Raw genomic sequence first — 11,752 nt, 5'->3', positions numbered from 1 at the left:
TTCCTGCTGGTCCACGCCGGGGTAGCACTCGATGCTGAGCACGCATTTCCCGGTGCCGCAGGCATCGCCCAGGGCCCGGGCAATGGCACCGGCCCCTTCATACACCCGGGCGTCGGGGCAGCATACGTCCACCCGGGGGAACATTACATAGCGGCCGATCTTTTCTTCACACATACCAATGGCGCCTCCTTGCCGTTGTTGTAGCTACAGCATAGGAGATAAAACGGGATTTGTCAATACATTTTCGATAAAAATTAAAATAAATTGTCAAAATGTATTTACAAATACGACGGGCACCGCTATACTGGAAGCAACAAATCTGCGGAAAGAAGGTACCCATGATGGATGCTCCTTACCTTTGCCTTGATGTGGGCGGCACCGAAATCAAGGGCGCGGCTGTCAGCCAGGGCCGTGTGCTCACGCCGCTGCGCCATTTCCCGGCCCGCTCGGGAGAAGACCGGGAAACATTGCTGGCCCATTTTGCGGCGGTTTTCCGCCAGCTGGATGAGGAAGCGGGCCATCCGCCCCGGTTGGGCGGGCTGCGGCTGGCCTTCCCCGGCCCCTTTGACTACCCGGCGGGCATCTGCCTGCTGCGGGGGCTGGATAAATACGATGCGCTGTACGGTGTAAGCCTGCGGGCGGAACTGTTTGCCCGCCTGCGGGACCGGCTGGAGGACCCGGAACAGATCCGCTTTACCAACGACGTGGCGGCCTTCGGCCTGGGCGAGATCCATTACGGCGATGCCCGGGGCAGCGCCCGTTCCCTGTCGGTATGCATCGGTACCGGCTGCGGCAGTGCCTTTGGTCTGGGGGACGGTCTGGCGCCGGAAGGCACCCCCGCCGTGCCCCCGCGGGGAGAGATTTACCCCACTCCGTTTCTGGGCAAGTGCATTGATGATATGATCTCCAAGCGGGGGCTGATGGCCCTGACCGAAGAACGGCTGGGTACGCCTATGGAAGGGGCGGAACTGGCCCGTCGGGTGCAGGAAGGCGACCGGGCGGCAGCCGCCTGCTTTGCGGAGTTCGGCACCCGGCTGAAAGAGGCCCTGGAACCCTTTCTGCGGGGGTACCGGCCGGATTGCCTTTGCCTGGGCGGGCAGATCACCCGCAGCTTTGGGCTGTTCGGGGACCCGCTGCGGCAGCTTTGCGAGGAACTGGGCGTTGTGGTGTACGTAGCGGCCGATACCTCGGTGCTGGCCATGCAGGGACTGTGCACACTGTAAGGCGGCAGTGAGATTTGCTCCGCATCCGGGAATGCCTTCGCTTGGTGTTTCGGCCTGTTATAACAAAAGCCCCCGGCCATCATGGCCGGGGGTTTTTTGCATAGAAACGGGTTTTCACACACCCACGTTGCCGCTGTTCACACCGGCAGCTGCGCCACCCAGGGGCAGCCACTCCACCACCTGGCGGATCTGGCTGTCCCAGAAATCCCACTCGTGGTCGCCGGGGGCTTCCCGGTAGGTCACGGCAAAATGCCGCGCTTCCAGGTCATGGGCCAGGGCACGGTTTACCGGCAGCAGGTGGTCGCTCTGGCCGCAGGCCAGGTAGACCCGCGGTTTGTCCGGATTGTCGGCCAGCCGGTCAGCCAGGTACAAAAGGTCCTTGTCGCTGCCGGGGATCTGCGCCACCGGGCCAAAGAGGGCTTCGATGTAGGGTTTGCCCTGAAAGAACACCGGCGCATCGTCGGTATACTGGTCCAGGGTGGCCACCACGTTGGCGGTGGAAAGCGCCGCAATGGCCCCGAAGGTTTCGTGGTATTTCAGGCCGTTGCGCAGCGCACCGTAGCCGCCCATGGAAAGCCCGCCGATGAAGGTATCCTCCCGTTTGCGGGAGAGCGGGAACATCCGGCGGGTGATCTCCACCAGTTCCCGGCCGATGAATTCACCGTACAAATCCCGGGAAGCGGGCTGGTCCACATAAAAACGGTTGTCGCCGGAGGGCATCACCACCGCCAGATCGTGTTCTTCGGCCCAGCGCTGGATGCGGGTGCCGCTGACCCAGTCGGTATAGTTGCCAAAGATGCCGTGCAGCAGGTAGAGGGTGGGGTACTGGCGTTCCGGGAGGGGCTGACCGGGAACGGTAAACTTGTCCACCGGCAGCACCACCTGCAGCGGCACGGTGCGCATCAGCGTCTGGGATACAAAATTCACTTGGATCAAGGCCATAAAAGGTTCTCCTTTCCCGCAGGGCGGTGTTTTTCTTCATTATAGCGGGCATCGGCCGGTTGTGCAAACAAAAAAGCACCGGGCCGTCGGGCCCGGTGCGGGAAAGGTTCAGCGGCCTGCGCCTTTGTCCAGGATCTTGTCAAACCGCGTCAGGAAGGTGATCACGGTGACCACCGCGGGCAGAATGTCGCTGACCGGTTCCGCCAGAAAAACGGCGAACACCGGGTCGGGCAGCAGGTGGGCAGCAGGAAGATCAACGGGATCAGCAGGATCAGTTTGCGCAGGCAGGCCAGCAGCAGGCTGATCTTGGCCTGGCCCAGGGCCACGAAACTTTGCTGGCAGGACACCTGGAACCCGGTGGAGAAGATACCCAGCATGTAGATGCGCATGGCCCAGACGGTGTAATCCACCAGGGCGGGGTCGTTGTTGAAAATCCGTACAAACGCCTCCGGCAGCAGCATGACCAGCGCCCAGAAGGCCACGGCGTAGCCCACGCAGGTAAAGAACTGGCAGCGGAACGCCTGGCGTACCCGGTCCCGGTGCCCGGCGCCGAAGTTGAAGGTGATGAGGGGCTGCCCGCCCTGGCATACGCCGGAAATGGGCATGGAGATCAGCTGGCTGACGCTGGTGATGATGGTCATGGCGCCCACGGCAATGTCGCCGCCGTAGCGGGAGAGGCTGGCGTTGAAACTGATGTTCAGCACGCTCTCGGTGGCCAGCATGACAAAGGAGGAAACACCCAGCGCCAGGCAGGGCAGAATGATCCGGGGCTGTACCCGCAGGTTGGCAAGCCGCAGTTTGAGGATGCTGCGTTTGCCGGTGAGGAAACGCAGCACCCACACGGTTATGCGGTCAGATCAGCCTTCGGTCACAATAAAGGTGCAGCTCAGGGCCGGCAGGGTCAGGGTGCCTTCTGCCGCCACGGGGTCCATGGCGGGCAGGGCGTAGCCTTCGCCCAGGGTCAGCGCTTTGCCGTTGCACTGCATCACCGAGGCACGGGGCGTTTCGGCGGTCAGCTGGTAAATCTCCGCCTTGCCGGGCAGTTCCACGGTGGTGGTCTCGGTCATCGAGTTGTTGATGACCAGGTAGGCCTTGCCGGGCTTGCCGTCGTGGCGGGAGTGAGCGTACACGTGGGCGCCTTCGCGGATGGGCTCGGCCGCATCGTAGACGGTGGTGCCCATCAGGCGGTTCCACAGCACCACGGCGAAGAAGTTGGGCCGCGGGTCAAAGACTTCCGGCTTCAGGTAGCCGTAGTCGCTGGAAGCCAGCGTGTTGTGGAAGATGATGCCGTCGGTCACGGCGGAGAAGCCGCCCAGCTCGTTCAGGGTGCGCAGCACATCCAGGTAGGTGGAAGCCCAGGTGTCGCCGCCGCCGCCCGCATCGCCGGACTCGGTGACCCACATCTGGCCGCCGGGCACGTAACGGTCACGCAGCGGTGCGTTGGAGCGGGCCATGCCGGGGGCAACCGCCAGGTATTCCTCGGTGTGGGCTTTTTCGGGGGACCAGTGAGCCATGGGCATGATGGACTGCAGACGTTCCGACACGCCGTTGTAGTAGTGGTAGCTGTACACTTCCATGGGCTCGGTGGCGCCGTCCATCAACTCGTCGGTGGAAACGGAAGGCATCACATCGGCAATGCCGCCGCCCAGGGCGTTGTCGCCGTCCTCGCCAATGATGCCCACCGTGCTGCAGGGGCCAACGGCCAGGCAGCCGGGGTAGTTCTCGTGCAGCCAGCGGTTGAACAGGTCCTGGTCACGCACAAAGTTGGCGGCGGTGTAGCCTTCGGGGGACTTGCCGCCCATCTTGCCGTCAAAGTCGTAGTAGGTCTTGGTGGACCAGGTGCCGGAAACGCGCACCCAGGCGGGGCCGATGTCCTTGGCCAGCTTGCGCAGCTTCTCGCTTTTCAGGTCGATGGGCGGGTAGAACTGCATCAGCGCGGCCATGGCGGTGTGGTTGGCCAGGGAGCCGACGGGGCCTTCGAAGGGCTTGGTGCCGGCGATCTCCTCGGGGGAGTAGGCCTTCCAGAAGGTGCCGCCGGTGACCTCGGTCATTTCCACGTTGTAGGAAACCAGGAGCTCATCCACGGTGCGCAGCTGGCGCAGGGTGTCGGGTGACAGTTTGATAAACTCTGCCATGATGGAATCTCCTTTATGTTTGTGATTTTTACACAGGGGATCAATACTGCAGGCCGAAGCCGTATTCATAGTAGTTGCCGGCGGCGTCGCGGTAGGCGTAGGCCTTGCCGTTCTCGTCCTTGAGGGAATCCGGCATATACTGGTCTTTGTCGAAGCCGGGCACGTCGTTGGGGCTGATGCAGACGCCTTCGGCGTTCACAGCCAGCACTTCGTCGCCGCGGGGCATGGTCAGGGGCAGCTTGCCCACCGGGGCAAAACGGCCCAGCATCACGTCCAGGGTGGCTTCGGGGTAGGTGTCGAAACCGGCGGTCATGGCATCGCTCAGGCTTTCCAGGTTGCCGGGCTGCCAGGCCAGTGTCACGTTCAGGTTGGAGATGACCTTGCCGCCGTGGGCATGAACGGCCGCGGCGATCTCCGCAATGCGGCCCATGCCGGTGACGGTGGTTTCCTCGTGAGTTTCGGCAACGGGGCGGCCGTCCTCATCCACATTGTGCACGGTCTTGCCTTCGCACAGGTCCAGCTCCAGATAACCGGGGGTGGCGTTGAAGTAGGCACCGGACTGCGGGGTGAGGAAGAGCAGGGCGTAGTCGGCTTCGGCCGGGTCTTCGGTCAGGGTCACGCCCTCCAGCAGGCCGCGCAGCTTGGCGGTGGACTGCTCCGAAAGACGGGTGTCCTTGTGGAAGGCCTCGGCGTAGACTTTCTTGCCGGCCAGTTTGTCGGCGGTCAGGGGCAGGGTGCCGTCGTTTTTCAGCAGCACCACGCTCTCCCGGTGGACCTTGGCGGCTTCATCCCAGTCGGCCTGGCGGGCCACCATGGCCTCGGCTTCCTCGGGGTCACGGTAGGGGTCGTCCACCATGCCGATCTCAAACATTTCGGTCAGGGTGCGGCTCACGGCGCGGTCCAAGGCTTCGTCGGTCAGCACCAGCTGGTCGGCGGTAAAGCCTTCCGGCACGGGGTGGGTCTCGTAGTAGCCGTTGTGGGCGCGCTCTTGGCGGCCGCAGGCTTGGAGTAGTAGGGCATGATGGAGGAGGTACCGCAGTCCACCGCGACCTGGAAGGGCGGCAGGTGGTAGTTCTCCAGGCTGCCCTCGGTGGCGTAGACGTTCCACTGGCCGGCGGCATAGTGGGGGTCAAAGCCGTTTTCACGGGCGCCGCCGCCGGGAAAGTGCTTGGTGGTCACAGCCACGCCGTCCTTGGCCACGCCCTTGGGCTTGCCCTGGATGCCGGGGATCAGGTGCCGCATGATCTCACAGATCAGCTTGGGGTCCTCGCCAAAGGTGCCGTAGGTGCGCTGCCAGCGGGGATCGGTGACGGTATCGGCCATATACATGTAGCCTTTGCGCATGCCGCAGGCGTTCCATTCCCGGCGGACGGTATCGGCAAATTTGTCGATGATGTCGATGCGGCCGGTGCCCTTGACGGTGGCGGCAATGCCCAGGGTGCCGGGCCAGGTGGCCAGCACGCCGAAGGCGTCGTTCATGCCGAAGACGATCTCGCCGTTCTCGTTGCGGGAGTTGGAGGTGGCCGACATGGGAATGTAGTGGTCACATTCCTCACAGACGGCGTTGACCTGGTTGATCCAGTCGGCCAGGTCGGTGGGGGTGGCGTTGGCACGCAGGATCACATGGCGGTAGAAAGCATCTTTCAGCATCTGGGTGGTGCCGATGATGTGCTGTTTGCCGAAGATGGTCTCGGTATCGCACTCGGTCTCGTCCAGGATGCCGGTTTCGTCGTAGACGGGGTTTTCCACCTTGACGGCCATGGGGCCGGTGGCCGGGTACTTGGCCATGCGCCAGTCGGCCACAAACAGCTGGGCGATCTTCTCATGCACCGAAAGCTGTTTGACGTAGGCGGCCGCACGCTCGGCGGCGGGGCGGCGCCAGTCGTTGACGGTGCTGACGGTACCGCTGCCGTCAATATCCTTGAAGGTCAGACCGTCCTGGTTGAGCAGCGCGCGGCTGACGGTGCTGACGGCGGCGCCGTCCTGGTTCTGGACGCGGTGGAAACGGCGGGAGGCTTTTTCTGCCATGGCTCTTCTAATCTTCCTTTCTTTGTAAAAATAGCGGGCAAACCAAAGCCCCGGCGAGGGAGCCGAAGTTCCCCCGCCGGCGGCGGATTAACCCTTGTAGTCGATGGGCAGCGAGGTCCAGCGGGCGCGGAAATGGAAGGCCGCGTCCTTGGGCTGGCGCTGGCGGGTGAAGATGCCCTTTTTGTTGCCGTTGGCACGCATGATGCCCTCGGTCGTCTGGAAGTCGGCAAAGTTCCAAACCAGCTCGCCCTGTACGAAGTCGTAGCTGTCGAATACGCGATGGTTCATATCAAGGTATTCGTTCTGGTATTCCTGGCTCCACATCACGCTGGGCAGCTTGTGCTCGGAAGGCAGCGTGTCGGCGCCGTACTCGGTAAAGATCATGGGGCGGCCGTTGAGCACCTTGGCCCAGCCGTCCATCTCCTTGCGGAAGGCGGCCTCGGCGTCCACCATGCCGTAACCGCCCATCACGTACCAGCCGTAGTAGCGGTTCAGGCTGATGAAGTCGGCAAACTGCTGGCCCTTGCTGTTGTGGGGCAGGCTCATCATAACGATGGCGTAGGTGCGCGGGCGCTTCTGGACGTCCAGCTCATGGGCCAGGTCAAACAGCGGCTTGAAGTAGGCCTCGGTGCCTTCGCTGGTGCACTGGGGCTCGTTCAGGATGCTCCAGGCAATGACCGAAGCATGGTTCTTGTCGCGGGTGATCATCTCGGTCAGGGCCTGCTTGTGGTTTTCCAGCAGCTTCGGGGTGGTTTCCTTCTCAAAGTAGCCCACCGGCTTGCCGGTGCCCTGGTTGGCGGCCAGGAAGTTCATGGTGCTTTCCATAAAGCCGACGGCGGGCACTTCGTCAATGATCAGGAAGCCTTCCTCATCGGCCATCTGGTACAGTTCCTCGGCGTAGGGGTAGTGGCTGGTACGGAAGCAGTTGGCGCCGATCCACTTCATGCACTCATAGTCGCGCTTGACGGTGACCAGGTCCAGGCCGCGGTCTTGCCGGCGGGCAGCATGTACTCGTTCAATTCGTTGTTGACGAGGACGGCCAGTTTGTTATACTGGTTATAGCGCACGATCTCGGCAATGTCGGCGTTGAAGGGCAGGAAACCGCCTTCGTGACTGGTGACTTCCACGCCGTTCACAAAGACGCGGGCGCGGTGGGTGGCGGAGCCGAAGCGGATGGCCACGTCGCAGCCGTTCCACTCGCCGGGCACGAAGAAGTCGGTCTCGTACCAGAAGTCGCCGCAGTACTCACGGCTCTCCTTGTCGGTGAACAGATCGCAGAAAGCGGAAGGGACCGGCATCAGCACGGGGGCGGGCAGGCCGTTGGCCCAGCCGGAATCCACACCGGTGCTCTCGGGGTCAAACTGGAACTTCCACATGCCGTCCAGGCTGACGACACGGCGGGAAGTGGACGCTACGGGGTACAGCAAAGAATTTTCCATAGTACGTTACCTCCTGTATAAAAAGCGGATATGTGGCCGGGACTGCATACGCCCGGACTGTTTTGATGCTATTATTATCCCACAAAATTACACTGAACGGTTAGTACAATTTTTGGCTAAAACCGGAATATCCTTTCTTTCTTTCGGTGTTTTTCCACAGGCAGCAAAAGGGGTGTTTACCTATTTATATAGAACAGCGGTTTTGACGCATTTTGCACCGGCAAAAGCCGGAACCGGCCCGAATGTGAGCCATAGTAACAGTTTTTGTCTCCATTGGCAGCAAAATTTGTAAAACCCGTAAAAAATCCGGAATGTCCATAAAATATTCCTCACCGCAAAATTGTGAATTCATTCATAATATAGACACAAATTGCACGGGCCGCGCGGCAGGAGAGGCAACCACCGTCCACGGCACAACGTAAAGGTAAGGAGAAAACGAAATGGCAAAAATTCGAACATTACCGGACAAGTTCTATGACAAAGACTACGAGAACAACGGTATCCATCGCGTTCCGTTGTGGCGCATCGGCTGCTTTGCGCTGAACAACACGGCCACCAACCTCTACATGTTCATGCTGATGTACCTCAGCTACTACCTGATGGGTTTCGTGGGCGTCGGCATGGTCGTGGCGTCCAGCTTCTCGGCGGTCATCGGTTCCGTGGGCGGCATCATCACCAACCTGGCGCTGGGCGCCCTGTGGCTGTTCGGTGACCCCACCACCATGACCTCCAACCCCGCCACCGGTGCTTTTAACTGGGGCTACTTCCTGATCCTGCACCTGGTGCTCACCATCATCCAGGGCGGTTTCCAGGGCATTTCCGGCAACATCGTTATCCCCATGACCGCCGACTGCGCCGACTACGAAGTATATCGTACCGGCCGTTACGTTCCCGGCCTGATGGGCACCCTGTTCAGCTTCGTGGATAAGATCATCTCTTCTCTGGCTCCCATGATCGCCGGTCTGGTCTTTGCCGCCTGCGGTTTCACCGATCACAACCCTGTTATGGGTGACGTCGCTACCCCGCAGCTGCGTCCGGGCGTTGTCTTCCTGGCTTACGGCATCATCATCCTGGGCCTGATCTGCAACCTGATCGCCATGAAGTTCTACCCCCTGACCAAGGAAAAGATGGCTGAACTGCAGAACGAGATCGTTGCCATCAAGGAAAGAACCATGGCTGAAAACCAGGCCTGATTTTCCTTCCAACACTGCATATCGTAAATTCCGTGTGGCCCTGCGCTGCGGTGCAGGGCCGCTTTTTTGACAGAACCGGCTGTGCCTTGCGGGGCCGGCCTATGAGGTATTGAGCATTGAGCAGAAAGACCCGTGACCCCGAAATGTCCAAAGAGAAAAAGCAGGCGGAACAGCAGCCTTCCATCACGGACTTTGCCGTGGCGGAGGACCAGCTGGCCCACCTGCGGGAAGCCCAGGGCGAAACCGACGAAAAGCACCACAATCCGCTGTGGCGCCTGATCGACCGGGCGCTGCGCTACCGGGAAGAACGCATCAAACAGCCGGTACGCAAAAAGACCTACCTGTGGTTGTGCCTGCTGGGGGCGTTCGGCGCGCACCGCTTTTATGCCAAGCAGTGGATCACCGCGGTGATTTATCTGCTTACCTGCTGGACCGGGTTCTCTTTTGCCATGACCATCATCGACTTCATGATCGTGGTGCCGATGAAGGCGGACGAGAACGGCGTGATCTACCTGTAAAAGAACTGTGCCGGCCCTGGCCGTGCAGAAAGGCAGGCTTTTGTGGAGCAATTCTTTCATGTTCTGTTTAATACCGGTCACGAAACACCGAACCTTACGGTTTTGGTCGTGCTGATCGTGCTGGCATTGGTGCTGCCGCCGCTGATCAATTCGGTGGGGCGCAAACGTGCCGGGGACCCCAAACGCAAAAACGACAAAAAGACCAAGTGACGGCGTGCATCGCGGCACAAACCGGCCGGGCTTTTGCGGCCCGGCTTTTTGGGCAAGTGTACGTCTGGTCGTCAAAAACTCTGCACCGGCAAACGTTTTTTAACGGTTGCCGGTATTGTGGTACAAAGGAGGTTTTTCCTTATGCAGGTCGATCTGCTGCAAACGATCCGAAAACTGATGGGCACACACGACCTCCAGCTGACGCTGGTGACGCCCCCTTAAATGCGTGAGTTCCTGCCCATGAATTTCAGTCCCGATACCCGCTATTTCAACGAGCCGGCCTTTGAGCAGGAACTGCCGGCCAGCATGCTGGAACAGCGCTATGCCGCCGAAGGCCGCCTGCTGGAGGCGGTCAGCCGCGGCGATACCGAAGCAGCCCTGCAGGCCATGAACGTGATGGGACGCTTCCGGATTCAGGGCCGTTTTTCCGATACACCCTATCAGGTCAAGACGCTGCTCACCGTCATGAACACCCTGTTTCGCAAAGCCATCGAGCGCAGCATGGTCCACCCCTACTATATTGATGAGATCTCCACCCGGTATGCCCGCCGTATCGAGAACGCCTCCATGGAGGAACAACCGGCCATTATCGGGTCTATGGTGCGGGAATACTGCGCCTATGTGCGCAAATACTCCCTGAAAGAATACTCCCCGCTGGTGCAGAAGATCATCAACCACATCAACCTCAATCTCAGCTCGGAGCTTTCCCTCAAATCGCTGGCGGCCATGTGCTTATCAGCCCCAGCTATCTGTCCAACCTGTTCAAGCGGGAAACCGGCACCACCCTCATTGACTATATCAACACCCAGCGGGTCCAGCGCGCGGCGCACCTGCTGGCAACCACCAAGCTCAGCGTGGCTTCGGTGGCCGAACGGGTGGGCATCCTGGATGTGAACTATTTCGCCAAACTGTTCAAAAAGGCACTGGGCCAGACCCCGACCCAGTACCGCCGCAATCACCCCCAGCCCCGGTGATTGTGCCTGCATAAAAATGCCGAAAGGGGGCCGCTGTGCAGAGCGGCCCCCCTTTGTGCTGCCTTTCCATAGGAAAAACAACAGCCCGGAACCAACGGTTCCGGGCTGTTGCGTATGGGTTTTACAAGGACGATCAACCGAACACCTGGCCGCACAGGCGGCAGGCGGTGGGGGTGGCGGCCAGGCCGCCCTCGGCGGTTTCTTTCAGGGCGGGACTCATGGAATTGCCCACCCGGCGCATGGCCGCAATGACCTCGTCGGCGGGAATCTGGCTGCCAATACCCGCCAAAGCCAGTTCGGCGGCCATAAAGGCGATGGAAGCCCCGGCGGCGTTGCGCTTGATGCAGGGAATCTCCACCAGACCGGCCACCGGGTCGCACACCAGGCCCAGCTGGCATTTCAGGGCAATGGCCACCGCGTCATCCAGCATCTGCGGGGTGCCGCCGGCCAGTTCCACCAAAGCGGCGGCGGCCATGGCGGCCGCGCTGCCGCATTCCGCCTGGCACCCGCCCTGGGCGCCGGCCAGGCAGGCATTCTCGGCAATGACCATGCCCACGGCGCTGGCGGTGAACAGGCTCATGACGCAGGCGTGTTCGTCGGCGCCCTGCTCCTGCATGGTCAGCAGCACCGCAGGCAGAATACCGCAGCTGCCTGCGGTGGGGGCAGCTACAATGCGGCCCATGGCGGCGTTCAGCTCACTGACCGCCAAAGCGCGGTACAACGCCCCGCCCAGCACCGGGCCGGTCAGGTTTTTTCCTTCCTCCACCCGGCGGCGCATTTTGCAGGCGTCGCCGCCGGTCAGCCCGCTGGCGGACCGCAGGTCCGGCTGGCAGCCCGGCTCAATGCAGGCGGCCATGACCTGGAAATTCTCCTTCATGCGGGCATAGACTTCCTCTTCGGTCTGTTCCAGCTGGGCAGCCTGCTGGCGCAGTACCAGCGCGGAAAGGGGCTGTCCGGCGGTTTCGGCGGCGGCTACCAGCCCCGCCAGGGAATGATAATTCAGTTCTTCCGGCATCGTTTTGCTCCTTTGTTATTGGGGCAGCAGGGTGACGCAGAGCATCACGTCCGGCAGCTGCCGCACACGGCAGGC

Annotated in this window: 14 protein-coding genes; 5 read left to right on the top strand and 9 right to left on the bottom strand. The window is 61.2% G+C overall.

Features of this window, described 5'->3' with window-relative positions; all coding sequences use genetic code 11:
• Positions 1 to 338: 338 nt before the first annotated feature.
• Complete coding sequence (locus H6B10_RS08325) at positions 339 to 1,223, top strand: ROK family protein (RefSeq protein ID WP_204651167.1); 885 nt, start codon at positions 339 to 341, stop codon at positions 1,221 to 1,223.
• A gap of 114 nt (positions 1,224 to 1,337) precedes the next feature.
• On the opposite strand, the gene H6B10_RS08320 is transcribed toward H6B10_RS08325, so the two are convergent.
• The 7 genes from H6B10_RS08320 to H6B10_RS18015 all read right to left on the bottom strand — a co-directional run bounded on the left by H6B10_RS08320 (position 1,338) and on the right by H6B10_RS18015 (position 7,767).
• Positions 1,338 to 2,165 (bottom strand): alpha/beta hydrolase, encoded by an 828-nt coding sequence (locus H6B10_RS08320; protein WP_204651166.1) that lies wholly within the window; start codon positions 2,163 to 2,165, stop codon positions 1,338 to 1,340.
• A 161-nt stretch (positions 2,166 to 2,326) separates the two neighbouring features.
• The gene (locus H6B10_RS08315) at positions 2,327 to 3,007 is read right to left on the bottom strand and encodes an MATE family efflux transporter (protein ID WP_345941723.1); all 681 of its coding nucleotides are present in this window, start codon (positions 3,005 to 3,007) and stop codon (positions 2,327 to 2,329) included.
• A gap of 15 nt (positions 3,008 to 3,022) precedes the next feature.
• A complete protein-coding gene (locus H6B10_RS08310; protein WP_204651165.1) occupies positions 3,023 to 4,300 on the bottom strand; it encodes a beta-glucuronidase in 1,278 nt (425 codons plus the stop codon).
• A gap of 40 nt (positions 4,301 to 4,340) precedes the next feature.
• Positions 4,341 to 5,252: a glycoside hydrolase family 3 C-terminal domain-containing protein gene (locus H6B10_RS18855; RefSeq protein WP_345941722.1), complete on the bottom strand. Its 912-nt coding sequence runs from the start codon at positions 5,250 to 5,252 to the stop codon at positions 4,341 to 4,343.
• The gene (locus H6B10_RS18850; protein ID WP_345941721.1) at positions 5,216 to 6,328 is read right to left on the bottom strand and encodes a glycoside hydrolase family 3 N-terminal domain-containing protein; all 1,113 of its coding nucleotides are present in this window, start codon (positions 6,326 to 6,328) and stop codon (positions 5,216 to 5,218) included. Before H6B10_RS18850 ends, H6B10_RS18855 begins: the two co-directional genes overlap by 37 nt.
• Positions 6,329 to 6,415: 87 nt before the next feature.
• Positions 6,416 to 7,303 carry a glycoside hydrolase family 2 TIM barrel-domain containing protein gene (locus H6B10_RS08300; protein ID WP_243427322.1) on the bottom strand — a complete coding sequence of 296 codons (888 nt, stop codon included), beginning with the start codon at positions 7,301 to 7,303 and terminating at the stop codon, positions 6,416 to 6,418.
• Positions 7,270 to 7,767: a sugar-binding domain-containing protein gene (locus H6B10_RS18015; protein ID WP_243427320.1), complete on the bottom strand. Its 498-nt coding sequence runs from the start codon at positions 7,765 to 7,767 to the stop codon at positions 7,270 to 7,272. Before H6B10_RS18015 ends, H6B10_RS08300 begins: the two co-directional genes overlap by 34 nt.
• A gap of 440 nt (positions 7,768 to 8,207) precedes the next feature.
• On the opposite strand from H6B10_RS18015, the gene H6B10_RS08295 reads away from it, so the two are divergent.
• The 3 genes from H6B10_RS08295 (at position 8,208) to H6B10_RS08285 (ending at position 9,688) form a co-directional block, all read left to right on the top strand.
• Positions 8,208 to 8,960 carry an MFS transporter gene (locus H6B10_RS08295; protein ID WP_204651164.1) on the top strand — a complete coding sequence of 251 codons (753 nt, stop codon included), beginning with the start codon at positions 8,208 to 8,210 and terminating at the stop codon, positions 8,958 to 8,960.
• A 116-nt stretch (positions 8,961 to 9,076) separates the two neighbouring features.
• A complete protein-coding gene (locus tag H6B10_RS08290; RefSeq protein WP_243427319.1) occupies positions 9,077 to 9,478 on the top strand; it encodes a TM2 domain-containing protein in 402 nt (133 codons plus the stop codon).
• Between the two features lie 42 nt (positions 9,479 to 9,520).
• Positions 9,521 to 9,688: a hypothetical protein gene (locus H6B10_RS08285; protein ID WP_204651163.1), complete on the top strand. Its 168-nt coding sequence runs from the start codon at positions 9,521 to 9,523 to the stop codon at positions 9,686 to 9,688.
• 99 nt (positions 9,689 to 9,787) lie between these two features.
• Here the strand turns inward: H6B10_RS08285 and H6B10_RS18010 are convergent, their stop codons facing one another.
• On the bottom strand, positions 9,788 to 10,366 hold the full coding sequence (locus tag H6B10_RS18010; RefSeq protein ID WP_243427318.1) for a hypothetical protein: 579 nt from the start codon (positions 10,364 to 10,366) through the stop codon (positions 9,788 to 9,790).
• Positions 10,367 to 10,416: 50 nt separating this feature from the next.
• On the opposite strand from H6B10_RS18010, the gene H6B10_RS18005 reads away from it, so the two are divergent.
• A complete protein-coding gene (locus H6B10_RS18005; protein ID WP_345941720.1) occupies positions 10,417 to 10,662 on the top strand; it encodes a helix-turn-helix transcriptional regulator in 246 nt (81 codons plus the stop codon).
• A gap of 133 nt (positions 10,663 to 10,795) precedes the next feature.
• On the opposite strand, the gene sdaAA is transcribed toward H6B10_RS18005, so the two are convergent.
• A complete protein-coding gene (gene sdaAA, locus H6B10_RS08275) occupies positions 10,796 to 11,677 on the bottom strand; it encodes an L-serine ammonia-lyase, iron-sulfur-dependent, subunit alpha (protein WP_204651162.1) in 882 nt (293 codons plus the stop codon).
• Positions 11,678 to 11,752 lie beyond the last annotated feature (75 nt).

It is taken from the genome of Gemmiger formicilis (assembly GCF_016901605.1).
Taxonomy (GTDB): domain Bacteria; phylum Bacillota; class Clostridia; order Oscillospirales; family Ruminococcaceae; genus Gemmiger; species Gemmiger formicilis_B.
This window is presented reverse-complemented; position numbering and strand designations above follow the sequence as displayed.

Bases quoted from the DNA above. Each gene is read 5' to 3' on its own strand.
- H6B10_RS08295 (WP_204651164.1), top strand. From the start codon at position 8,208: ATGGCAAAAATTCGAACATTACCGGACAAGTTCTATGACAAAGACTAC.
- H6B10_RS18015 (WP_243427320.1), bottom strand. From the start codon at position 7,767: ATGGAAAATTCTTTGCTGTACCCCGTAGCGTCCACTTCCCGCCGTGTC.
- H6B10_RS18850 (WP_345941721.1), bottom strand. From the start codon at position 6,328: ATGGCAGAAAAAGCCTCCCGCCGTTTCCACCGCGTCCAGAACCAGGAC.
- H6B10_RS08325 (WP_204651167.1), top strand. From the start codon at position 339: ATGATGGATGCTCCTTACCTTTGCCTTGATGTGGGCGGCACCGAAATC.
- H6B10_RS08320 (WP_204651166.1), bottom strand. From the start codon at position 2,165: ATGGCCTTGATCCAAGTGAATTTTGTATCCCAGACGCTGATGCGCACC.
- H6B10_RS08310 (WP_204651165.1), bottom strand. From the start codon at position 4,300: ATGGCAGAGTTTATCAAACTGTCACCCGACACCCTGCGCCAGCTGCGC.
- sdaAA (WP_204651162.1), bottom strand. From the start codon at position 11,677: ATGCCGGAAGAACTGAATTATCATTCCCTGGCGGGGCTGGTAGCCGCC.